Origin of the sequence: Advenella incenata, from assembly GCF_004217095.1 — a bacterium.
In the GTDB taxonomy this organism is placed as follows: domain Bacteria; phylum Pseudomonadota; class Gammaproteobacteria; order Burkholderiales; family Burkholderiaceae_B; genus Advenella; species Advenella incenata.
On the sequence record NZ_SHKO01000001.1, the window covers coordinates 157,375 to 179,864 of the forward strand.

Here is a 22,490-nt window from a genome sequence, read left to right on the forward strand (position 1 = left end):
GCATGCGGTTTATCACATTTGAGCACGCTGGTCTTGCCCGCGCAGGCGTCATCACAACGCTGGGGCAGGATAAGGACGCAGTTGACTATGTTGTGGATGGGGCGCATCCACTCAGGCCTGCAGTGCTGCAGGACCTGCAACCGGCCATGCTTGCCTGGATTAACTACGGTTTGCAGGCCCTGGCGCGCCGGCTAGCGTCCGAGTTGATCAACGATCAGTGCCTATTGCCCCTGTCAGCAGTAACGATTCTGGCGCCACTACCTAATCCTGGAAAAATTGTGGGGGCGGCCTTCAATTATCGTGACGGGTTGTTGCAAACCAAACGGACACCCCCGGAGCAACCGGTCATCTTTATCAAGTCGGCCAGCACCATTATCGGACCGGAAGATATGATCCGGATCAACCCAGCCAACCACGTTACCTATGAAGCAGAGCTGGCCGTGATTATTGGCAAACAGGCATTGAAAATAGATCGCCGCGACGTCGCGGACTATATCTGTGGCTATACCATTTTCAACGATGTCAGTGTGACCAATTATGTGAAGCATGATGGCGGATTCGTGCGAGGAAAAAACCAGAAGACATCCGGACCGTTGGGGCCCTGGATACTCCCGGCTGATGCCATTGTCGATCCGCATGACCTGGCCATCACGCTGGCTGCCAACGGCGTGCGCCTGCAGGATTCCAGTACCAGCCAGATGTTGTTTCGTATAGATGAGCTGATTGAGTTTATCTCAGCGCAAATGCCTTTGGAACCCGGCGATATCATCGCTACCGGCACGCCTGCAGGGGTTGCCGCCAATCATGAGCCGCCCGCATGGTTGGTGCCGGGCATGTCGCTGTCCATCAGCATAGAAAAATTGGGTGTACTGCGTAACAAAGTGGAAAGAGAGCATAACCATGTCTGAAAAAACTAAATACACCGTGTTATTGACAAACGATATTCTGGCAGAGCAAGCGCAGCGGCTTCGGCAGCACGCCAACGTTATTGTTGCCCCACAAACGGATCCGGACACCTTGCGTCGCCTTGTGGTGGACGCCGACGCACTGATCGTGCGCGCCAAGCTTCCCGATGATATTTTTGATCATCAGACCAGGCTTAAAGGAGTCGTCCGGCATGGCGTGGGCCTGGATATGATACCGATGGAAAACGCATGCGCCAATAAAATACCCGTGGCCAATATTCCCGGATGCAACACCAGCTCCGTTGTCGAGTATTGCATTGCCGCCATGCTACATGTCCGACGGCAACTCAACATGCAACGCATCGATAATGGCGGATCAGACTGGCAGCCCAAGCGGGCGCTGGCGGACCAGATGGGCGAACTGGGTGGACTGACGCTGGGCATAGTGGGTGTTGGCGCAATCGGAAGTGCTCTGGCCAAGGTGGCGACAGCGCTGGGAATGAAGGTGATCGGCCTGTCCAGACGTAGAGAGAGCTTGCCCGACGGGGTTGAGTACGCCGACAAGAAGGCGCTATTTTCACATGCCGATATTGTCGTTCTATCGTGTCCCCTGAATGCGGACACGATCGGGCTGGCCGATACGGCTGAGTTCAACAGCATGAAAACGTCCGGCATAGTCATCAATGTGTCGCGTGGCCCGGTCATTAACACGGCCGCATTATTGGATGCGTTACGCGATGGAAAAATTGCCGCTGCTGTGCTGGATGTACACGATGTGCAACCGGTTAAGCCTGGCATGTACCCCGCCGAACAGAAAAACTTGTATTTAACGCCGCATATCGCTGGCATTACAACAGCCAGCATGAAAAGAATGAGCCAGGGGTCGGTTGACGAAGTCTTGCGCTTGTTACAGGGACATCGGTTTGCCAATCTGGTTAATCCAGAAATCTACAACTAATTCATTTGCAAAGGTTCGAGATGAAAATTTCCAGTATTCAGGCCCATCCTATTTCCTTTCCTGTTCCTGAAGACAAGTCTGTGCGCTTGGGCATTGGCAGAAGTGTGAAACGCGATGCCGTGCTGCTGCGCGTACAAACAGATGAAGGACTAACCGGATGGGGCGAAGCGCATCATGGCCGATGCCCCGGCGCCATCGCCCGGCTCATTGACACCACGCTGGCGGAGTTGGTCGTGGGAATGGATCCGATGGATGTTTCGGGAGTATGGTCAAAAGTGCATAAAATGCAAATATCCAGCCACGGCATGGGCGCTGCTGCTGCGCTGGCGCTCAGCGGGCTGGACCTGGCGCTATGGGATATTCGATGTCAGGTTGCCGGGTTGCCCCTGCATACCCTGATCGGCGGCAAACGAAAACCCATCAAGGCGTATGCGGGGGGCATATCCCTGGGCTGGCAGGCTCCCGAGGCGCTTGTCGACGAGGCCGCGGGCTACGTCAGCCAGGGTTACCGGGCATTGAAGCTTCGGGTAGGAGACAATATCGAACGCGATATCGCCCGCGTGGCTGCAGTGCGCAAGGGCGTTGGCGATCAAATTGATATATTGGTAGACGCCAATACCAATTACACGCTGGACGATGTACGTCGCATCATGCCCTTCTATGACGACCTGAAGGTAGGTTGGCTTGAAGAGCCGTTCCCTGCCCACGATCTTGGGTTATATCGCCGCGCCTCGCAACTTGGACGAACTCCGCTGGCCGCAGGTGAAAACCACTACACCCGTTATGAGTTTGAGCCGATACTTGAGGCTCAAGTGCTGGGTTTTGTACAACCGGATCTGTCCAAGGCCGGCGGGATTACCGAATCACTAAAAATAGCCGCGATGGCCAGTTGCCACCGCTTAAGCGTGAATCCTCATACCTCTGCCACTGCCATCAACATGGCCACATCAATCAGCTATATGTGTGCAATCGACAATCCTGGCTATTTTGAGGCTGACCTTACTGCCTACAATCCCTTTCGCGATCAACTAACTGACAAACCACCCTATGTACTGGATGCTGATGGCTGCGTGACCGCCGGTGATGGCGTAGGTATCGGACTGACTATCGACGAAAAATTTGTTGCTGCCCATCCACTGATAGACGGACCATGTTATGTGTAGTTTGCATGGCGGCCAGGGCATATAAAAGGCAAAGGCTCGTTCATGCAATAAATGCCAGGGCCAATCCGCTGTCTAGTGCGACGACACAAATTCCGACGCGGAATGCGAGGGCGGTATGGCAAAGCTTTCCCGCATGCGCTTTGCCTCTTCGGACGGAGGCAAGCCGAACAGGCGCTTGAATTCTCGATTGAACTGCGACGGGCTTTCGTATCCCACTGAATGGCTCGCCGCAGACGCCGTGATCCCTTGTCGAACCATGAGCAATCGGGCCTGGTGCAACCTTATCGATTTAACGTATTGCATGGGGGACGTGTGCGTAATGGCTTTGAAATGACTATGGAAAGTAGGCACGCTCATGCCGGCTTCATTTGCCAGTTGTGAAAGATTCAGCGGTTGCGCATAGGTGGTATGAATACGGCTTAGGGTTTTGCCGATTTTTCCGAAGTGCCCGCGCATGGCCAGCGCCGAACGCAGGACATTGCCCTGAGCGCCCGTCAGTATTCGGTAGTAGAGCTCTCGCATCATAGCGGGCCCAAGCACCGCGGCCTCCACAGGCGTGCTCATTGCTTCAAGGAAACGCAGTAGTGAAGCGCTCATTGCCGGGTCCATGGGACTGGACATCATGCTCTCGGGAGTCACTGCCGACAACGGCGCCTCATGATTGTCTATCTCTATCGACAGATCGGCGGCAAGCTGAAAATCCAGGTGTATATAGATGGCCAGAAGTGGGTGCTCTGCCGAGGCATCCGTTTCCATCACAAAGGGAACCGGTACCGAGACGGCAAGATAATGCTGTTCGTCATACAGATAGGTCTGATTGCCGAAATAGCCTCTTTTGGTACCCTGGCAGACAATGACGATACCCGGGTCGTAAAGAACCGGGGTGCGTGCAAGTGGTCGATTCGAGCGCAAAAAGCGTACGTCGGGAAGGCTGCTCAGGTTATAGCCTTCTTTCGGCGCCAATGTCAAAAGCAGGCTTGTCAGGCGCGCCCGAGCGTCTGCCGGATTGGCAGAAACGTGCGTTTGATCACGCATGAAATAATTCATTCATAGTAATAGGCAATAAAAACAGAATATTAGGGCTAAAGATCAAGACCATTTGAGAATATTATGCATGCATGTATTAACAAAAGGGAGTATTTCCATGTCTTGGTCAAAAATCATTTTCATCACCGGCGTCAGTAGTGGCTTTGGTCGTGCATTAGCTCAGGAAGCGCTCAACAGCGGCCATCGCGTAGTGGGAACGGTGCGCAATGCACAAGCAAAGGCGTCGTTTGAAGCACTCGGTCCAAGTGCGTTCGCACGATTGCTCGACGTGACAGATTTTGCCGCAATAGACGAGGTAATTGCTGAGGTTCAAACCAATATTGGTCCGATTGACGTACTGGTCAACAATGCGGGCTATGGCCATGAGGGAGTCATGGAAGAATCTGCGCTTCATGAAATGAAGCGGCAGTTTGATGTCAACGTCTATGGTGCGGTGGCAATGATAAAAGCCGTCCTTCCTGCTATGCGCAAACGTCGTCGCGGGCATATTATCAACATTACGTCCATGGGCGGATTCATTACCATGCCCGGTATCGCCTACTACTGTGGCAGCAAGTTCGCGTTGGAAGGGATTTCTGAAGTGCTGAGTAAAGAAGTAAGCCATTTTGGTATTGCGGTCACTGCCGTGGCGCCTGGCTCCTTTCGTACCGACTGGGCCGGCAGGTCTATGGTCAGAGCGCCACGCAGCATTGCGGACTATGACACGCTGTTCGACCCCATACGCAAGGCACGTCAGGACAAAAGCGGCCAGCAACTGGGAGACCCTGCCAAGGCTGCTCGCGCGATACTGGCGATCGTGGACAGTAAAACACCACCGGCGCATTTATTACTGGGAAGCGACGCACTTGAATTGGTGCGCAGCAAGCTGAAGGCTTATGCAGCGCAAATCGATGCCTGGGAACAACTGACTCGTTCAACGGATGTCAGTCAATAACTGCCGGGCTGACTGCGCCTGGTATGGGCTGCGTGCAAGAGAATATTCCTTACCATGGAGTCATGAAAGTGCTTAACGAAATGATGGTTGAAATATCAAAATGTATGCCCGGCTGGGCTACGCCGAAGTGGCACGGGGCACGGATAACGGTTTTGCGCGCGTATATTTTGAGAAGCCGCTTGGGTAATGAATCCGGTTTCTCATGAAAGGCCATAGGTCGTAAAAGTGTGAGCGTTTATACGGCCTCGATAATGCGGCCGTATAAACTGCGACTCAGTTGGCTGCGCGCCAAGAAAGATTATTGACTTGTTGCAGCCGGCTGTTGCGCACTGTTGCCTGAAACGCAAGTGATTGTTCCGGTTTGAATCAGTTCGTCGATTTCAGAGGAAGTATAACCAAGACCCTGCAGAATCTGTATGGTGTCTTCGCCAATGCGCGGGGGCGGGCGATGGTATCTCGGCTGCGTTTTTGAAAACTTGACAGGCATACCCACTGTGCGGATGGCACCGGCAACAGGATGTTCCTGTTCGACCACCATTCCCATTGCCAGGCTTTGGGGGTGCATTAGTGCCTGACCAATATTATTGACGGGCCCTGCAGGCACGCCGGCTTTATCAAACTCTGCCAGCCATTGCGCGGCAGGCCTTGTCGCGAGTATTTCCGTCATCATGGTAATAAGCGCTGGTTTGTTGGCCATGCGTGCCGAATTGGTTTTGAACCGTTCGTCCTCGGTCCATTCTGCATGTCCAAGGACCTGGGCGATGCGTACCCAGTTTTTCTCATTGGCGCCGCCGATGATGATCCAGTCGCTGCCTGTCGGAAATGCCTGGTACGGTGTGGCCAGGATATGGGATGAACCAGAAGGGCCGGGCGATTCGCCTGTGGCAAAGTAAATGGCGGCATGCCAGTAAAGCTGCTGAAGGCTGGCTTCCAGCAGGGAAGTTTCCACGCGTTGGCCTTCACCGGTTCGCTGTTTGTGCTGATACGCGGCCAGGATGCCGAAGGCCGCCAGAATACCGGCATTGATATCCGCAATCGAATTGCCTGTGCGCAAGGGCGCGCCGTTTGGTTCTCCCGTAATGCTCATGAGTCCGGAAAATCCCTGTGCTATCAGATCAAACCCCCCTTTGTCTGCATAAGGTCCTTCGGAACCATAACCCGATATGGAGCAATAAATGAGTCCTGGATTGATTTTTCTCAAGGTGTCATAACCAATCCCCAGTTTTTCCATGGTGCCCTTTCTGAAGTTCTCGGTCAGAACATCTGCGTCCTTAATGAGTTTGAAGAGAATCTCCTTTCCCTTTTCACTTTTCAAATCGAGCGCGATCGCCTGTTTATTACGGTTAAGCATCAAAAAAGGCGCAGAAATGCCGTTGATCTGTGGATCGCTGTATTGCCTTGAGTCGTCACCGCCATTGATTTTTTCAACTTTAATCACTTCCGCGCCCAGATCGGCCAGCATCATGCCGCAGGTGGGGCCCGCCATAATCTGTGCCAGCTCGATGACTTTCATGCCAGCCAGGGCGTCTTTCGATGGTTTGTTTATTGTGGTCATGCTTTATTTCCCCGTAAATGCTGGTGGTTTTTTTTCCAGAAACGATCGATAGCCGATCCTGAAATCATCAGTATCGAAACAATCGAAGGCTTCTTCGAGCGCCGCTTCATCCAGTTCAGCCTGGTTCACAATGTTGCTGATGAATTTCTTGTGCCAGCGTGCCACTAGCGGGGCGCCTTGCGCGATATTGCGGGCGGTCTCAAGCGCCGTTTTCTCCACTTCATCATCGCTGACCAGTTTATGGATTATTCCCAATTTGACAGCTTGTTGCGCGTCGATGATATTTCCTTCCAGCAACATGGCCTTGGCAACAGAAGGGCCAACCAGGCGGATGAGCGGTCGCAGCTCCGAATAGGACATGACCAGGCCGAGATTTTTTATGGGTATGCCAAACCGTGAACTTTCGCCACATACTCGCACATCGGCCAGACTGGCTATTTCAAGGCCGCCACCAACGCAAATCCCATGAATTTGCGCGACAATGGGATGTTCGCAGGCGGCAATGCTGTCTATGGTTTGCTTCATGACCCGGCCGTAGGCGATGGCCTGTTCTTTATTGGACCGGGATGTGGCGAACTCGGAAATATCATTGCCTGGTGAAAACGCCTTTTTCCCGGCACCACGCAACACAATGCAGCGTATTTGCCGATTGGCCGAGAGCTGGCTGAAAGCTTCTCCCAATTGTTTCCATATCTCGATGGTAAATGCATTCAGCTTATGTTCGCGGCTAATGACTACCGTTGCTATTGTCTGGTCTATTGATGTGATAACACCTTCCTGCATAACGGAACCTTTTTAATAAGTTTGCGAGTTTGTTTATTGGGTATTAAAAGCTTTTTCCATGTCCCCGTAACTCACCCATTCCTTTGCAATCAATGCTTTGAACGACTCGGGCGAGTCGGGACCATCGCCAATGGTCAGCCCTTGAAGGGCGAGTTTTTTCTGCACATTTTCGTTCTCCAGGGATCGGCTAATTGCCGAATCTATTTTCTTTACTATCTCTGCCGGTACATTGGCGGGTGCGAGTACCCCATACCATTGAGCAACATTGATTTTTGGCAGGCCTTGCTCCTCTATGGTCGGTACGTCAGGCAATTGTGCAGAGCGTGATGAACTGGTTACTGCCAGGGCCTTGAGCTTGCCGGCCCTGACCTGGCTGATGATCCCGGGAAGCGTGTCGAAATTTAAGTCGACCAGCCCTCCTATCAAATCCGTGACTGCCTGGCCGCTTCCCTTGTACGGTACATGTGTCATCGTCAAATGGTGAGTCTGGGCAAATTGGGCTGCGCTCAAGTGCTGAGGGCCGCCCAGACCGGAGGAGGCGTAAGACATTTTTCCTGAGTTTTTGCTGGCAAAGTCGATCAGGTCCCGGGCATTGTTGAATGGATGTTTTTCAGGGCTGATGACAAGCACATTTGGTACTACGCCAATAAAGGAGACCGGGCTGAATTTACTCAAGGGCTCAGGAGCGTTCTTCTTGATGAAGTGCGGGGCGGATACGGTGGACTGCATATTGGCAAGCAGCAAGGTATAGCCGTCAGGCTTGGCATTGGCAACTTCATCTGCGGCAATAAGTCCTGAAGCGCCGGGCCTGTTTTCTACCACAACTGCCTGCCCGAGTTCGGTACTCAATTGCTCCGATAGGATACGCGCCGATGTATCGGTTCCGCCTCCGGGTACGAAGCCTACCAACAGGCGCACTGGCTTTTCAGGGTACTGAGCATGGGCGAAGATGGAAAAAGCCAATAAAATGCCACTAACAGAGATGATTGCAAGTTTTTTCATGTATTGTCTCCAGAGCGATTTTTAAGATATTTGTATAATGTATACATTATACAAATGGCGAGACCACACACCTATTAATGTTTACCCTAACTATGACCGATTACAAAATTTCGCCATCTACGATGGCTAACCAAGTAGCTAATCAATTAAAAAAAATGATTATTGAAGGGGCATTGGTACCGGAGCAACGACTGAACGAGCGTGAGCTATGCGAACAGCTGAATGTCTCGCGTACACCGTTACGAGAGGCCTATCGGATTCTGCAGGCGGATGGTCTGATACAGATCAAGCCTCAAAAAGGGGCTGTCGTAATCAAGAAGACCAATGAGGATATCGAGAATATTTTCGAACTTTTGGCCGTGCTGGAGGGACTGGCAATCCGACAGGCAGTGGCCAACGCTTCGGCAGAAGAAATTGCCGGGATTGTAAAAATGCACCAGGAAGTGGAAGAGCGCTTTCAGAAAAATGATGTGTCGGGTTACTTTGAGAAAAGCATAGGCTGTCATATTGCAATTAACCGGGCGGCTCACAATCCGTTTCTTACCGAAATCTACGACAAGCTGAACTTGCAGGTGCAGGCGATCCGATACAAGACAAATCTGGATAGCAACGAAATTCTTCAAAGCGTGCGTGAGCATGCTTCCTTCATCCAGGCACTGCAGGAACGTGATGCGGAGTTAGCTGAGCGCCGGATATGTGAACACATGCGGCGTAAGAAAAATACAAACATGCCAGATTAGCCAATATGACGCCTGGTCCGGGAGCGACGAATCGCGGTGTGGGCGGCACCCCGAGCTGTCCTGTAGAAGTCCACTAATCAAGCCGGCAATCATAAATGCGCCGACCATTTCCCCGGCATTTATCTTGTCTGTACTTGATTAGTGAAACCGGTGAAGGATACCTGTGACGGCCCTTCGTTATTGGATCTTGATCCCTGCACGCTCGATGACGCCGCCCCATTTCTTGACCTCTGAGCTGATTAATTCCTTGAAGCGCTCTGGTGTACTCCCAACCACTTCTACACCCTGATTGGCGAATTTTTCAGTCACCGATTTTTCATTCAACATTTTGCGGATGTCTTTGTTGATTTTTTCCACGATAGGTTCAGGTGTTCCCGATGGGGCCTGAATGCCAAACCACACATTGACTTCATATCCTGGTACTCCGGACTCTTCTACAGTGGGTACATCGGGAGTAAGCGGCGCCCTTGTCTTTCCAGTAGAAGCAAGCGCCCGGAATTTCTTGGCTTTAATATTGGGATAGACATTAGGTACGTTGTCGAACAGAACATCAATGTCGCCGGCGAGCAATGCGGTTACCGCGGCAGCGCTGCCTTTATAGGGTACGTGAGTCATGTTGGTCTTGGTCAGCTCCTGAAAGAGCTCCATTGACAAATGGTTGGAAGAACCGGATCCCGTAGAGCCGTAATTGAGTTCGCCAGGATGTGATCTGGCGTATTCGATCAGTGATTGCACATCTTTGAATTTCGAATCTGTGCGTACAGTCAGGATGTTTTGTGTACTTCCAGCCCATATCACAGGTTCAAAATCCTTGATTGCATCGTACGGGAGTTTTTGCTGGTAAAGGCCGGGTAGCGCAGAGAAAGGCAAGGGGGTAATAAGCAAGGTGTAGCCATCTGCTTTTGATTGTGCAACTGAACTATTACCTATAATTGTATTGCCACCAGGCTTGTTTTCTACAACGACAGATTGGCCCCACTGCTTGGTTAGATACTCACTGGCCGTACGAGCCAGGGTGTCATTAAAGCCCCCAGGCGTATACGGAACGACGATGCGAACAGGTGCTTGTGGATAAGCATCAGTGTCGCTTGCAGCTGTGGCGCAATGGGCTGATGCAAATATGCATATGCCTGTTAACAGGCGAATAAGTATTCTGGTGTTCATTGATTGTCTCCTCTGACTCTATTTAAAGAATTGTTTTTAGAATTTGACTATGTATCCGGGTCCATCAACCACTGGATATTCTTTGAATATTGCCTCATCTACCTCTACGCCCAGTCCGGGCCCTTTGGGCGGCTCCACGCAGCCATCTTTTCCAATGGAAAACGTGGCGCCGAACATATCCCGGAATGGATTAAAGTGGGAGACGCAGGCTTCGAAGTATCCGGCGTTTTCAATAGCGGCCAGGTAGTGCAGCGTTGCGGCATGATTCAAGCCGGTTGCAGAGCTATGCGCATGTATCGGTATTCGGAAAGCGGATCCCAAATCGGCAATTCGTATTGCCTCGGTGATGCCGCCTGTTTTGGATAGATCGGGCTGCCAGACTTGTACGGCGCCAGCCTCAAGCATCTGTGCGAACTCAAAGCGCATAAAATGATTTTCCCCTGCCGCGATTGGAACCAGTGGGGTGATTTTCGCGGCTTCCCGGTAAGAGGCGAAATCGTTGCAGGCAAAAGGCTCCTCAAGCCAGCCGGCTTTTATATCCGCGAGCGCTGGCAATACTCTGCGTACCTGGGCGATGGTGTAGGCCGTATTCGCATCTGTCAGGATATCAATGTCGTCTCCCAGTACTTTTCTTACGTGCAGGCAACGTGCAATATCGTTTTGGGTGGTATCTCCGATACGTAATTTGACTGCGCGATAACCCTGATCTACGTACGATTGCGCCTCTTCGGCCAATGACTCTTTGGGTTGATAACCCAAGGCGATTCCTCCAGCGTAAGCAGGAATGCGCTTGCTCGACCCCCCAAGCAGTTCATAGAGCGGCATGTTGGCCGCTTTGCCACGAATATCCCATAGCGCCATATCAATGCCGGAATAGGCCAGGGCAGCGCCCGCACCCAGCCCATGGCTGGAAAATTGCATCCGGTGGATACGCTGCCATGCGCCAATGACGTCGGTCGCTTGCATGCCCAGAATGAGTGGCTTTAAGGTGTTTTCGATCAGACTGACGATCGCGCCGGCACTGCGGCCAGGATGTGATTCTCCATAGCCGACGATCCCATCAGATGTTTCTACTCGTATGATGATTGCATCCCGCTTCAAGGTGCTGCCCACGCCCATCGTGACAGTTTTTCCTTCCGGTAGCCGATAGGAAAGGGGGATGGCAGTAACATTTGAAATTTTCACTCGCTCTTCCTCATAGTTTTAAAGTCGGGGTTGACAATATTTACCGGTCGCTCTCCCCGAATAAGCGCCAGTTGCGTTTGCACGGCCAGCATACTCATTGCCCGCTCCGAGTCTTGCGTCATTCCGGCCACGTGTGGGGTAAGAATGACATTAGGATGTGTCAGCAATTTATGGTGCATGGCTAGCGGTTGGTTCTCAAATACATCCAGAACCGCACCCGAAATAATTTTGTTTTCAAGTGCATCAAGCAGATCCGGCTCGTTAATGACGGCGCCTCTGGCCACGTTGATAATTATCAAACCGGGTTTCGCGTGCCGCAGTGTTTGCTCATTGATTAGCCCTCTTGTCTGGTCATTCAGCGGGCAGGCAAGGACAACGAAATCACTGTTTGCAAAAAGTGCTTCTACTTTTAGCGCAGGCCATTTCTCAGGAACACGCGAAGCGCTGCGGGTGTGGACTACGATGTTCATTCCGAGCCCACAGGCAGCGATTTCAGCGACTCGCTGTCCGATAGCGCCAAATCCGATAATCCCGAGCGTGCGCCCTTTTACTTCAAATGTCAGAGATGGCGCCGTCTTGCGAGCTGGCCAATTTCCACTCCTTACCATTTGATCAAAATGATTCAGGCGGCGTGCGCTTTCCAGTATGGCTGTAATCGCATATTCGGCGACCGAGTTGGCGTTCACATCTGGTGTGTTAGCAACGGGAATGCCGTGGCGTGTTGCGCTATCGACTGGAATAAAATCCAGGCCAACTCCGTGACGAACGACGCCGCGCAGTGTATTGCCCGAATCGAAAATGCCGTCGGGCAACTTGCGTCTGACAATCAGGCCTTGTGCGTCAGTGATTAATTGCCGCAGTTTGTGTTCAGCCTGGTCCGCTGGCAGCGCGGAATCAAGCGTGATAACCTCTGTCTCCTGTTCCAGTATCCTGTGAGCTTGCGGATGAATGGTGTCGGTCAATATGATCTTTATCGGTACTTTGCTATTGTTCATGCATAAAGCCTGTTAGTTTAATGAGCTATTTCAGGTTGCCGATAATGGAGTCTGTCAGCTCGTCTGTACTGCAATTGCCTCCCAGGTCCGGCGTGACGCGACGATCCGGGGCGCAGAGCGCTCGTTCAATTGCGTGTATGATTGTCGAAGCGGCTTGCTGTTCACCCAAATGCTCCAGCATCATCGCGGCAGACCAGATCTGGCCAATCGGATTTGCAATTGCTTTACCTGCAATATCGGGCGCGGAGCCGTGGACGGGCTCGAACATGGAGGGGTGGCGCCGTTCAGGATTGATATTGGCGCTTGGAGCAACGGCAATGGTGCCGGTGACCCCGGGGCCCAGATCGGATAAAATATCGCCAAATAAATTAGAGCCGACCACTACGTCAAATCGTTCAGGGGACAACACAAATCTTGCGGATAGAATATCTATATGATATTGATCTGCAATGATGTCCGGATACCCTTTGGCCATGGCGGCAAATCGTTCATCCCAATATGGCATTGCGTGATAGATACCATTGGATTTTGTCGCTGAAGTGACGCGCAATCGCTTTTGCTGTTTTGCAAACTCGAACGCGAATTTGATAATCCTGTCCGTACCATGTCTTGTAAAAACAGACTGCTGAACCACAAATTCACGGTCTGTTCCTTCAAACATCCGCCCGCCCACCTGAGAATACTCTCCCTCGGTATTTTCCCGCACTATCCAGAAATCTATTTTTTTCTTGTCCGCATTTACCAGCGGGCAAGGCACGCCGGCAAGCAGGCGGACAGGGCGAAGGTTGACGTATTGATCAAATTCGCGTCTTATCGGTATAAGAAGATTCCACAGTGAAATATGATCAGGCACGCCAGGAAAGCCAACGGCGCCAAGGAAAATTGCGTCGCTGTCTCCAAGTCGTTCAATGCCGTCATCGGGCATCATTTTTCCCGTGGATTTATATAATTCACAACTCCAGTCATAGTGACGATAGTGAAGCCCAAAGCCATGTATTGCACTGACCGCATCAAGGACGCGAAGGCCGGCGGGAACTACTTCCTTGCCGATTCCGTCACCGGGTATAACTGATATATGGTATGTGTTCATCGCTCAGCGCTTTCATTAATCAAATTTACTTGAAAAGAAGTCGACAATTTTTGGCAACGGTTCCTGTTCAAGTCCGGCCTGCGCGGCCGCAGAGTACGCTGTTTTTACTGACTGGGCAATGTCGCTCCTGGCATGCTGATCCTCTGCCAGTGCGCAGTAATAAGTCATGTCTTTCAGCGCGTTGGAAATTGAGAACTGAAAGCCAGACGTATCACCAGACTCAATGAATGGACGTAGCCGGTTCAGTACGACACCGCCACCGCCTCCGTTGGCCAAAATCTCGCAAAAGGCTTTTTCATCTATTCCTGCTTTGTGTGCACATGCTGCTGCTTCAGCCAATAGCACCGAAAAGCCCAGTGATACGTAGTTATGCAGCAATTTCATCTTGTGCCCGGCGCCTGTTGGCCCCGCGTACGTAATATTCTCTGCATAGCTCTGCAGGATTGGCAAGCAAGCTCGGTAGACGTCGGCGTCTCCACCTACAATCAGATTCAACCGTCCTTCGGCCGCTTCTTTTGGCGTTCGCGTCATGGGGGCGTCCAGAAATTTTCCGCCTTTGTCTTCAATCAATTTTGCAATTTTCAAGGTGGACGAAGGAATGGCTGTAGAGCAGTCAATAATCGTGCATCCCTTTTTCATGCCTTGCAAAACGCCATCCTCCTGTAGTAAAACTTGTTCTACCTGTGGCGTGCCGGTTACACAAAGAATCAGTACATCACTGCGTGATGCCAGATCGGATGCGCTGGTGCATGTTTGGGCGCCGGCCTTGATCAATGCATCAAGAGGCTGATTGCCCGGGTGCTCAAGAATAGTTAACCGGTGATCGCCTCGCAGCAGACTTAACGCGATACCTGAACCCATCAGCCCTGCACCGATCAGACCTATTTCTTGTTGCTTATTAATCATCACTTTTCCCATTTGAAAATTAGACACACGATTGGTGTCGAAGTTGTATCAAGCGGCGTTTATTCCACCGGCACATATATACTTAATCTCGATGTAATCATCCACGCCATACTTCGATCCTTCGCGCCCGACCCCTGATTCTTTAATGCCCCCAAAAGGAGCCAGCTCGGTGGAAATGATTCCTTCGTTCAAACCGATGATGCCGGTTTCCAGCGCCTCTGCGACCCGCCAGGATCTTTGATAGTCAGAGGTATAAAAGTAGGCAGCCAGTCCGAACGGCGTGTCGTTGGCCAATTCGATGACCTCCTGCTCACTGGAAAATCTGATCAAAGGGGCGACAGGCCCGAACGTCTCCTCATACATCAGAAGCGCATCTCGCGGCACATCGACAAGGATAGAGGGTTCGAAAAACAGTCCGCCCAGTTCATGCGTGCGGCCTCCGCACAGCAGACGGGCGCCGCCACTGATTGCATTTTCAATATGTTGGTTCACTTTGTTAACGGCCGCCTGGTCAATAAGGGGGCCGATGTCGACGTTTTCGGTCCAACCTTCCCCAACCCGTAAAGCGAGTACGGCCTGTTTGAGTTTCTCTGCAAAAATGTCGTATATACCGTCTTGCACGAAGATACGATTGGCACATACGCAAGTTTGGCCGGCATTTCTGAATTTGGATGCAATGGCCCCCGCCACTGCCTGATCCAGATCGGCATCGTCAAATACGATAAACGGTGCGTTACCTCCTAACTCCATTGACACTTTCTTCACCGTACCGGCGCATTGCTCCATTAAGTGTTTGCCCACCTCAGTAGAACCAGTAAAAGAGAGTTTTCGAACGATGGAATTGGTAGTGAGCTCTGTTCCGACCACTGTCGAATTCCCCGTCACGACGTTAAGCACGCCTGGAGGGATTCCGGCTTGACTTGCCAGTTCAGCCAATGCCAATGCCGAATAAGGGGTGCTGGACGCCGGCTTGATGACAATGGTGCAACCTGCGGCCAGTGCGGCGCCTGCCTTGCGGGTGATCATTGCGTTAGGAAAGTTCCACGGCGTAATGGCAGCGACTACGCCGACCGGCTGCTTGATGACGAGAATTCGCCGATCAGCGGATGCGGCAGGAATGATATCGCCATAGACACGTTTTGCCTCTTCGGCAAACCATTCCAGGAAGGCCGAGCCATAGGTGATTTCACCAAGTGATTCCTTCAGAGGCTTACCCTGTTCAAAGGTCAGGATGGCAGCCAGGTCATTCTGATTCTCCATGCATAATTCAAACCACCTGCGGATCAGCTGAGAGCGTCGTTTGGCAGGCAATTTGCTCCATTCAGCAAGCGCTAGCTGTGCTGCCTCAATTGCCTTGCGAGTATCTTCTTGTGTAAGAGAAGGGACCGTTCCCAGAATGGCGCCATTTGCGGGATTGATGACATCCATGGTCTGCTTCGTGGCACTATCGATCCAGTGGCCATTGACGTAGCATTGCTTGCGGAAAAGCGAGGGGTGTGTCAGATTCATTGATGATGTGCTCGGTTGATTAATTAGTCGAGATGAGATTGCTTGGTTGTTGCCCCTGGCGCAGTTGTTCCAGGCCGTTCACAAGCATCCAGCCCATGGCATCGCGGGTCTCACGCGTTGCGCTACCAATGTGGGGAGTAAGAAATACGTTTTTAAGAGCGAAATAACGCGCGTCTACATGCGGCTCATTGGAAAATACATCCAGGCCCGCGGAAAATAATTTTCCACTATTGAGTGCATTAATCAACGCGTCGTCATCAACCAGATCTCCACGCGAGATATTGATCAACACAGAGCCGTCCGGCATGCGGGCGATGCTTTCGGCATTAATAATGCCTTTTAAAGCTGGGGATCCGGGGGCTGCCACCATAACGATATCTGCGTTGCTTAGTGCATTGTCCAAATTCTCGTGAAAGAGGGCACCCATCTCCTGGTCGGGATCAAGGCGACGACGATTGTGATAATGAATTTGCATACCGAACGCGCGCGCACGTTTGGCTATTTCGCGGCCAATTCTTCCCATTCCGAAAATGAGCAGACGTCTCCCGGTAAGCCCCACACCTAATAGCTGCGTAGGACTCCATCCTTGCCACTGACCGCTTCTGACCAGTTGGTCTGCCTCATAGCCGCGCCTGCATGCAGTCAAGATCAGCATCATTGCAATTTCGGCGCATGCTTCGCTCAATACATCTGGTGTATGTAGTACCTGGATCCCGAACCTGTTGGCGGCCGCCATATCAATATGGTCGTAGCCTACTGACAATGTTGCGACATAACGCAAGCATGGCGACAACTGTTCAATAAGGCCCTCCGTGACCGACTCTGTAGCGGTCACAAACAGAATCTGGCTGCCCTTTGCCAAATGGGCTATTTCATTGGGGCCAAGAATGCTGTCGTGTTCATTGATGTGCAAGTTATAGCGCGCCTGCAAAGCCAGTTCAACGTCATGTGTAAGACGGCGGCATAGGTATGCGCTCGGTTTTGAATCACCCGATGACATATGTGGTTTGTCTCCATGCTTTAATTTAATTTGTATTATGAATTTGTCTGCTCAATTCTATATTTCATCAGACAAATTTGTCAAGCAAATATAAATTTGATACTCTGTTGCCTATTGATTTGAGATTTCCTCACTTCAGCAGACGGCAACAACAGGAAGCAAACTGGCATCATGAGTGAGCCCAAATTTACCAATGAAAAAACGCTCTCAGATCGCATTACGGATATATTGGCCAAGCAGATTCGCAACGGTGAGTACCCAATAAATTCCCGGCTACCGACTGAGAAATTTATGACACAAGAGTATGGGGTGAGTCGTTCAGTCGTGCGTGAAGCAATTTCTCGCCTTAAATCCGAAGGGCTTGTAGAAACCAGGCAGGGCAGCGGCACGATAGTGCTCAATCCACAAGCCAACGACGTTTTTCGTTTAGCCCAATTTGATGACAATCCTGCCTTGGGTGTATTGCGGATTATCGAGCTGCGTCGAGGAATAGAAGCAGAGATGGCGGCGCTGGCCGCTGAGCGTCGCTCAAAATCCCAAATGACGGAAATCAATAGTGCCTTGATCGATATAGATAAGGCCGTCAATGCCGGAGGGGATGGCGTACGAGAAGATTTGGCATTTCATCTCGCGATTGCCAAGGCGACGGGAAATCCGCTGTACGCGGAATTGCTCGGGATGCTGACGCGTGCTATACAGGATGCAATAAGGGTGACACGCGGAAATGAAGCCCGCCAGAGGCAATTGGCCGAGAGTGTTTGCGCCGAGCATGAGGCTATCCGGCAGGCCATTGAGCAACAGGACGCGGAGGCGGCGCGAGCGATGGCGTTCTGCCACATGCAAAATACTGCGGGGCGTATTGCAAATGTAGACCCCGAATACTGGAAGGGATCAAATAAGGATGCGGCGCGCAGGCTTGCCAGAACAAAGCTGGTCAATACTGTACTGGGTAAATAGCATATTGATATGTTCGCCATGTAGCATGGTCGATCCGGCAGCCTGATAACCGGCCTGTGAAGTAAGCGATGGCGCCAGACACGCCATCGCCGTCAATGCTTCACACGCTCCATGCTGCCTTGGTCGCCAGCGCACATTCATGCATCACGGTCAGTGCGCGTTGCGTTGTTTCAGAACCCAGTACGAACGGATTGGGCTCGCCCTTTTTCATCTGTGCCAGTTTGATGTCGGCCAGATCCATGCCGCTGTGATTGGACAAGAACACGTCTATGTTCTGCTTGCCAGCCATATCACGCACCCGGGCGGTCGCATCAATATACGCCTGCAGGCGTTCCATGCGGTTAGGCTGCTTGCCAAAATTGAATGATGTGCCGCCCCACAGGAAGGCTCGGTGGCTTTTGCTGCCACTTTTGGCGTCAAACGCCACCGAGATCGTGCCCATGGTGTGGCCCGGTGTCAGCACGATATCAACGGTGGTGTCGCCCAGTGTCAGCTTGGCGCCGTCTTCTACGACTACATCTCGCTTGGGCGGACGACCCCAGCTGGGCACTTCGAACTCCAGCTTGGTTTCCATCATGGTCCAGTCGGCTTCGCTGGCAATGATTTTCGGATGAAAATGCTCCACCAGATAATTGGCGCCGCCATAGTGGTCACCATGGCCATGCGTGATAACGACCATCTTGATCTGCGCCGGATCCAGGCCCAGCTTGCGCATGCCGGCGGCGATCACATTTTTGGCATCATCAGCATTGTTCATTGCATCGATCAGGATGATGCCGTCGGATGTGGTGATGGCCCAGGCACTGACCCATTTGCCGCCGACGAAATACAGGTTATCGAAAGCCTGGCCGGGCGGTGGTGCAGGTTGCGCCATCAGCTCCTGGATCGATGGACCTTTTTTGGCACTGGCCGGCAAGGCAACGTCACCCAGTTTTAGCAATTGTTTGAGATCGTTTCCGGCAGCGGCGCGCGCTGCAGTCAGATGGCGCTGCACATCTGGCGACTGGGCTGCGGCAGGCGAAATGTTTAACGCGTAGGTTGCGCAGCAGGCGCAGCCGGCTGCCAGAAAGTAACGCCTGCCAGACGATGCGACTGCGTCATCGCTCGGGGTATCGCTGTTGTTGATCCATGATCTGAATAGCCGCATTAGAGTCTCCTGTTGTAGTGTTTGAGCTAACGTGCTGTACGACGCAGGCTTGCGGCGCCAGTCAATTATAGACAGATCACGGTCGCTCATGAGGCTACGTCAAATTTTCCAACGTCTTGCCGAATGAATCGTTGGTGCACACAGGCAGCTACGACCATCAACCGACATTCGCTTTCTGTTGATTAAAATAACGTCAAGGCGACCATCGGGCAAGCCGCCAGGTCGGGTTTGGCAGCTATAATTGTGCCAATATTTTTAACTATTCGCAGTTCACGATCTATAGGAATTAATTCGATGAATAAAGCCGCAATCGTAGCCGGTGTTGTTGTAGCCGCTGGCGCAATCTGGACCGGATCAAGCTGGTATCTTGGTACGCAGGTCCAGGAGCGACTTGACGACTATCTGGCCAAAACTAACGAGTATCTGAAAAAAGAAGGCGACGGACGAGTCAGTATGGAGCCGGTCAGTTATGACAAGGGCGTTTTCTCGTCTGACGCGGTATATAAAGTCAAATTGAACATTCCGGAAATGTCGGCCCTGCCCAAGGAAGTTCTGCTCAAAAGCCACATCGAACACGGGCCGATATCGCTTAACGCCTTGTTGCGGGGTGAATTTGTCACCGGATACGCAGCCGCGTCAACCACGCTGGTCAACGACGACAAGACCAAGCCACTGTATGACGCAGCAGGCGGCAAAGAACCGTACGTGCAAAGCGATCGCATTGATTTTTCAGGAAATGTGCATTCCGTCGCCAAAATAGAGGCACTGGATGCGACTGTTGGAGAGGGCGCCTTCAAGTCCCAGCCGATAACGGCAACGTCGGTTGTAGACAAGGACTTTACCAAAATTGATATGACGTTCGACCTTCCCGAGGCGAGCCTGACCAACTATGCCAATGTTGACTTTTCCGTCAAGAACGTGACGGGACAGGCCAATTCCAGCAAAACTGCGTCCGGCCTATTCGTGGGTCCGGGTAAAATGAGTATCGCCAAGCTTGATATTAAGCCGAAGAACGATAAGACGGTGTCAATCGCCGATTTCAAGATCGATGTGAAAACGGCAGAAGTGGATAATTTCCTGAACCTGAACGTAGGCTATGATCTTGGCAAGGTGCTGGTTAACAATATCGATTTTGGCGCCATCAAGTTGAATCTCGCCTTTGAACATCTTGACCGGCAGGCGGTGGACAAGTTCAGGCAACAGGCCGGATCGCTCAATATCACGCCAGACAACATTGAGCAGCAGGGTGAGCAAATCGAACAGTATTATGCAGAACTGTTCACCAGTCTGATACGCAACAAGTTGCAGGTACGCGTGTCTCCTTTCTCGTGGAAGACAGCAAACGGGGAAGGTTCACTGGAGGCTTCGGCTAATTTTGATGGCACTGGCCAGCCTGAGGGACAGACGACGCAAGACACGGCGTTCCTGGCTGAGTCGCTGAAAAAAGTGCAATTTGCTCTGAAAGCCGATACACGCCTGATTCGTGATCTCGGGTCCGCCGGTGCTCAGGCCAGTGGTGTAACAGACAAGGCAGCGGCCGACAAGCAAGGCGATGATCTTGCCAGCATGGCAGGGCTCATGACGCAGACAACGGGTCTTGGGAAATTTGAGAACGGCGTGATCACGAGCGATATTGCGTACGATTCAGCCAAGGATTCAGACGAGAAAATCATGCTGAACGGTGAATCAATGAGTGTGATGGAATTGGCCGGCAAAGCGGGTTCTTTATTTATGGGCGCTCCCCACTAACCAGTGCGTCTTGGCCGGGCAGTCCCGGCACGTCCTGTCACGTAACGGGGGCCAACAGCAAAGTGTTGGACCCCTGATACGGTCTCGGCGGCGTGTAGTTTGCCGTAAGTCGGTCTATTGCTTTGTGGCATCCTCAGGCAGCTTTGCAATGACCTTGATCTCAAAGTCAAAACCATAGAGCCAGGTAACGCCGACGGCTGTCAGCGTGGGATAAGGAGCCTGGCCCCAATACTCGGGTACGACGTTCCAGATGGTTTCAAATGTCGATTGCGGATCGACCATGAAAACCGTCACGTCAATCACGTCTTCGAAACTGCTGCCCGCTGCCTTCAGAATACCGTTCAGGTTATCAAATGCGCGGCGCACCTGCGCCTCCAAATCCGGTTCTGGTGAACCATCCTCCTGGCTGCCGACCTGGCCGGAAACGAACAAAAAGCCATTGGCCCGAATCGCGGGTGAATAGTGATTCTTGTCATACAGAGCCTGGCGCCCAGGCGGAAAAACGACATCGCGTTTTGTCATAGCTTCTCTCCATGAATGAGTCTGGCAGACTCGACAACTACAATACAGTGATTCTATGTTTTCCGGTTTGACCGATAAACAGGCAAATCTGTCCATCACTGTTTGTAAAATACAAACAATCCTCTATCTGGGAACACACATGGACCGATTCGATGCGATGTGGGCATTTGCCCGAGTGGTGGAAACCGGCAGCTTCACCAAGGCGGCAGAGACGCTGCATATGAGCCGAACGACCGTCACGCAATTGGTGCAGCAGTTGGAGGCGCGCCTGCGTGTCCGTCTGCTTAACCGGACCACACGCAAGGTCAACGTGACCGCCGATGGCGCTGCCTACTATGAGCGGGTGATCAGGTTGCTGGCCGACATGGACGATGCAGAAACCAGCTTGTCCAGCGCAGCGGCATTGCCCCGGGGGCGGCTGCGAGTCGATGTTCCCAGTCCATTTGCGCGCATGGTGCTGGTGCCGTCGCTGCCGGCATTTCATGCCCGGTATCCGGATATACAACTCGATATGGGTGTGAGTGACCGTGTGGTGGACCTGATTGACAACAATGTCGATTGTGTTGTGCGTGGGGGCGAACTCACCGATTTGTCCCTGATGGCCCGCCATGTAGGTGACTTGCAGCTTGGCATTTACGCCGCGCCGGATTATTTGGCACGGGCCGGCGTACCGCAGCATCCCCAGGAGTTGAATACCCCGGGCCATCACGTCGTGGCGTTCTTGTGGGCACGCACTGGGAAGGCGCTGGCGCCCACCATGCGCTATCGCGATGAACGTGTCACCATACAGGGTAGATACATCCTTTCGGTTGACGATGGTAATGCCTACCTGGCGGCCGGTTTGGCCGGCCTGGGGGTGCTGTGGCTGCCTGATTACATGTCCCGGGAGCATGTGGCAACGGGCCAGTTGATCCCGTTGTTGCAGGAATGGGCGCTGGATCCGATGCCCATGTATGTTGCCTATCCGCCCAATCGGCATGTCAGTGCGAAGCTGCGGGTATTCATTGACTGGGTTGCACAGCTCATGGCAGCGGATGCACCTGACGCGCAGCGCCAGAGCTAACAAGCTCTGGGTCCCGCTCCGGATCCTCCTGCAAAACGCCAAGCCAGCATAACTTCGCCTTGGCTGAGTAAACAGGAAAAATCGCTTGATTCATTTTGATATTTCCAATATTATTG

Annotated in this window: 21 protein-coding genes; 8 read left to right on the forward strand and 13 right to left on the reverse strand. The window is 52.2% G+C overall.

What is annotated here, in order from left to right:
* Window positions 1-2: 2 nt before the first annotated feature.
* From EV681_RS00675 to EV681_RS00685, 3 genes are read left to right on the forward strand one after another with little or no spacing between them, the layout of a single operon-like run.
* The gene (locus EV681_RS00675; protein WP_242612089.1) at window positions 3-908 is read left to right on the forward strand and encodes a fumarylacetoacetate hydrolase family protein; all 906 of its coding nucleotides are present in this window, start codon (window positions 3-5) and stop codon (window positions 906-908) included.
* The gene (locus tag EV681_RS00680) at window positions 901-1,863 is read left to right on the forward strand and encodes an NAD(P)-dependent oxidoreductase (RefSeq protein WP_130303069.1); all 963 of its coding nucleotides are present in this window, start codon (window positions 901-903) and stop codon (window positions 1,861-1,863) included. Before EV681_RS00675 ends, EV681_RS00680 begins: the two co-directional genes overlap by 8 nt.
* Window positions 1,864-1,883: 20 nt before the next feature.
* Window positions 1,884-3,026, forward strand: coding sequence for a mandelate racemase/muconate lactonizing enzyme family protein (locus EV681_RS00685; RefSeq protein WP_130303070.1), 1,143 nt, complete (start codon window positions 1,884-1,886; stop codon window positions 3,024-3,026).
* Window positions 3,027-3,098: 72 nt separating this feature from the next.
* On the opposite strand, the gene EV681_RS00690 is transcribed toward EV681_RS00685, so the two are convergent.
* A complete protein-coding gene (locus EV681_RS00690; RefSeq protein WP_128393454.1) occupies window positions 3,099-4,073 on the reverse strand; it encodes an AraC family transcriptional regulator in 975 nt (324 codons plus the stop codon).
* Window positions 4,074-4,170: 97 nt separating this feature from the next.
* On the opposite strand from EV681_RS00690, the gene EV681_RS00695 reads away from it, so the two are divergent.
* Complete coding sequence (locus EV681_RS00695) at window positions 4,171-5,007, forward strand: oxidoreductase (RefSeq protein ID WP_128393455.1); 837 nt, start codon at window positions 4,171-4,173, stop codon at window positions 5,005-5,007.
* Between the two features lie 298 nt (window positions 5,008-5,305).
* On the opposite strand, the gene EV681_RS00700 is transcribed toward EV681_RS00695, so the two are convergent.
* Genes EV681_RS00700 through EV681_RS00710 form a run of 3 tightly spaced genes read right to left on the reverse strand, consistent with a single transcriptional unit; the run spans window position 5,306 to window position 8,347 of the window.
* On the reverse strand, window positions 5,306-6,562 hold the full coding sequence (locus EV681_RS00700; protein ID WP_242612090.1) for a CaiB/BaiF CoA transferase family protein: 1,257 nt from the start codon (window positions 6,560-6,562) through the stop codon (window positions 5,306-5,308).
* Window positions 6,563-6,565: 3 nt separating this feature from the next.
* Window positions 6,566-7,345 (reverse strand): enoyl-CoA hydratase-related protein, encoded by a 780-nt coding sequence (locus EV681_RS00705; RefSeq protein WP_130303071.1) that lies wholly within the window; start codon window positions 7,343-7,345, stop codon window positions 6,566-6,568.
* Window positions 7,346-7,378: 33 nt separating this feature from the next.
* Window positions 7,379-8,347: a Bug family tripartite tricarboxylate transporter substrate binding protein gene (locus EV681_RS00710; protein WP_128393457.1), complete on the reverse strand. Its 969-nt coding sequence runs from the start codon at window positions 8,345-8,347 to the stop codon at window positions 7,379-7,381.
* A 92-nt stretch (window positions 8,348-8,439) separates the two neighbouring features.
* Here EV681_RS00710 and EV681_RS00715 point away from each other — a divergent pair, with 92 nt between their 5' ends.
* The gene (locus EV681_RS00715) at window positions 8,440-9,087 is read left to right on the forward strand and encodes a GntR family transcriptional regulator (protein WP_130303072.1); all 648 of its coding nucleotides are present in this window, start codon (window positions 8,440-8,442) and stop codon (window positions 9,085-9,087) included.
* A 177-nt stretch (window positions 9,088-9,264) separates the two neighbouring features.
* Here EV681_RS00715 and EV681_RS00720 read toward each other — a convergent pair whose 3' ends face one another.
* From EV681_RS00720 to EV681_RS00750, 7 genes are read right to left on the reverse strand one after another with little or no spacing between them, the layout of a single operon-like run.
* The gene (locus tag EV681_RS00720) at window positions 9,265-10,251 is read right to left on the reverse strand and encodes a Bug family tripartite tricarboxylate transporter substrate binding protein (RefSeq protein ID WP_130303073.1); all 987 of its coding nucleotides are present in this window, start codon (window positions 10,249-10,251) and stop codon (window positions 9,265-9,267) included.
* 36 nt (window positions 10,252-10,287) lie between these two features.
* Complete coding sequence (locus EV681_RS00725; RefSeq protein ID WP_128393460.1) at window positions 10,288-11,436, reverse strand: mandelate racemase/muconate lactonizing enzyme family protein; 1,149 nt, start codon at window positions 11,434-11,436, stop codon at window positions 10,288-10,290.
* The gene (locus tag EV681_RS00730) at window positions 11,433-12,431 is read right to left on the reverse strand and encodes a hydroxyacid dehydrogenase (RefSeq protein ID WP_130303074.1); all 999 of its coding nucleotides are present in this window, start codon (window positions 12,429-12,431) and stop codon (window positions 11,433-11,435) included. Before EV681_RS00730 ends, EV681_RS00725 begins: the two co-directional genes overlap by 4 nt.
* Window positions 12,432-12,456: 25 nt before the next feature.
* Window positions 12,457-13,521: a tartrate dehydrogenase gene (locus EV681_RS00735; RefSeq protein ID WP_130303075.1), complete on the reverse strand. Its 1,065-nt coding sequence runs from the start codon at window positions 13,519-13,521 to the stop codon at window positions 12,457-12,459.
* A 15-nt stretch (window positions 13,522-13,536) separates the two neighbouring features.
* Window positions 13,537-14,427 carry an NAD(P)-dependent oxidoreductase gene (locus tag EV681_RS00740; RefSeq protein WP_128393463.1) on the reverse strand — a complete coding sequence of 297 codons (891 nt, stop codon included), beginning with the start codon at window positions 14,425-14,427 and terminating at the stop codon, window positions 13,537-13,539.
* A gap of 48 nt (window positions 14,428-14,475) precedes the next feature.
* A complete protein-coding gene (locus EV681_RS00745; protein WP_128393464.1) occupies window positions 14,476-15,936 on the reverse strand; it encodes an NAD-dependent succinate-semialdehyde dehydrogenase in 1,461 nt (486 codons plus the stop codon).
* 19 nt (window positions 15,937-15,955) lie between these two features.
* On the reverse strand, window positions 15,956-16,936 hold the full coding sequence (locus EV681_RS00750) for a 2-hydroxyacid dehydrogenase (protein ID WP_130303076.1): 981 nt from the start codon (window positions 16,934-16,936) through the stop codon (window positions 15,956-15,958).
* Window positions 16,937-17,107: 171 nt separating this feature from the next.
* Between EV681_RS00750 and EV681_RS00755 the strand changes: the two genes are divergently transcribed.
* A complete protein-coding gene (locus EV681_RS00755) occupies window positions 17,108-17,893 on the forward strand; it encodes a FadR/GntR family transcriptional regulator (protein WP_128393466.1) in 786 nt (261 codons plus the stop codon).
* Window positions 17,894-17,993: 100 nt separating this feature from the next.
* Here the strand turns inward: EV681_RS00755 and EV681_RS00760 are convergent, their stop codons facing one another.
* Window positions 17,994-19,040: an MBL fold metallo-hydrolase gene (locus tag EV681_RS00760; protein WP_130303077.1), complete on the reverse strand. Its 1,047-nt coding sequence runs from the start codon at window positions 19,038-19,040 to the stop codon at window positions 17,994-17,996.
* A gap of 294 nt (window positions 19,041-19,334) precedes the next feature.
* Here EV681_RS00760 and EV681_RS00765 point away from each other — a divergent pair, with 294 nt between their 5' ends.
* The gene (locus EV681_RS00765; RefSeq protein ID WP_130303078.1) at window positions 19,335-20,789 is read left to right on the forward strand and encodes a YdgA family protein; all 1,455 of its coding nucleotides are present in this window, start codon (window positions 19,335-19,337) and stop codon (window positions 20,787-20,789) included.
* A 114-nt stretch (window positions 20,790-20,903) separates the two neighbouring features.
* On the opposite strand, the gene EV681_RS00770 is transcribed toward EV681_RS00765, so the two are convergent.
* Window positions 20,904-21,311, reverse strand: coding sequence for a RidA family protein (locus EV681_RS00770; protein WP_128393469.1), 408 nt, complete (start codon window positions 21,309-21,311; stop codon window positions 20,904-20,906).
* A gap of 139 nt (window positions 21,312-21,450) precedes the next feature.
* Here EV681_RS00770 and EV681_RS00775 point away from each other — a divergent pair, with 139 nt between their 5' ends.
* Complete coding sequence (locus EV681_RS00775) at window positions 21,451-22,374, forward strand: LysR family transcriptional regulator (protein ID WP_128393470.1); 924 nt, start codon at window positions 21,451-21,453, stop codon at window positions 22,372-22,374.
* Window positions 22,375-22,490 lie beyond the last annotated feature (116 nt).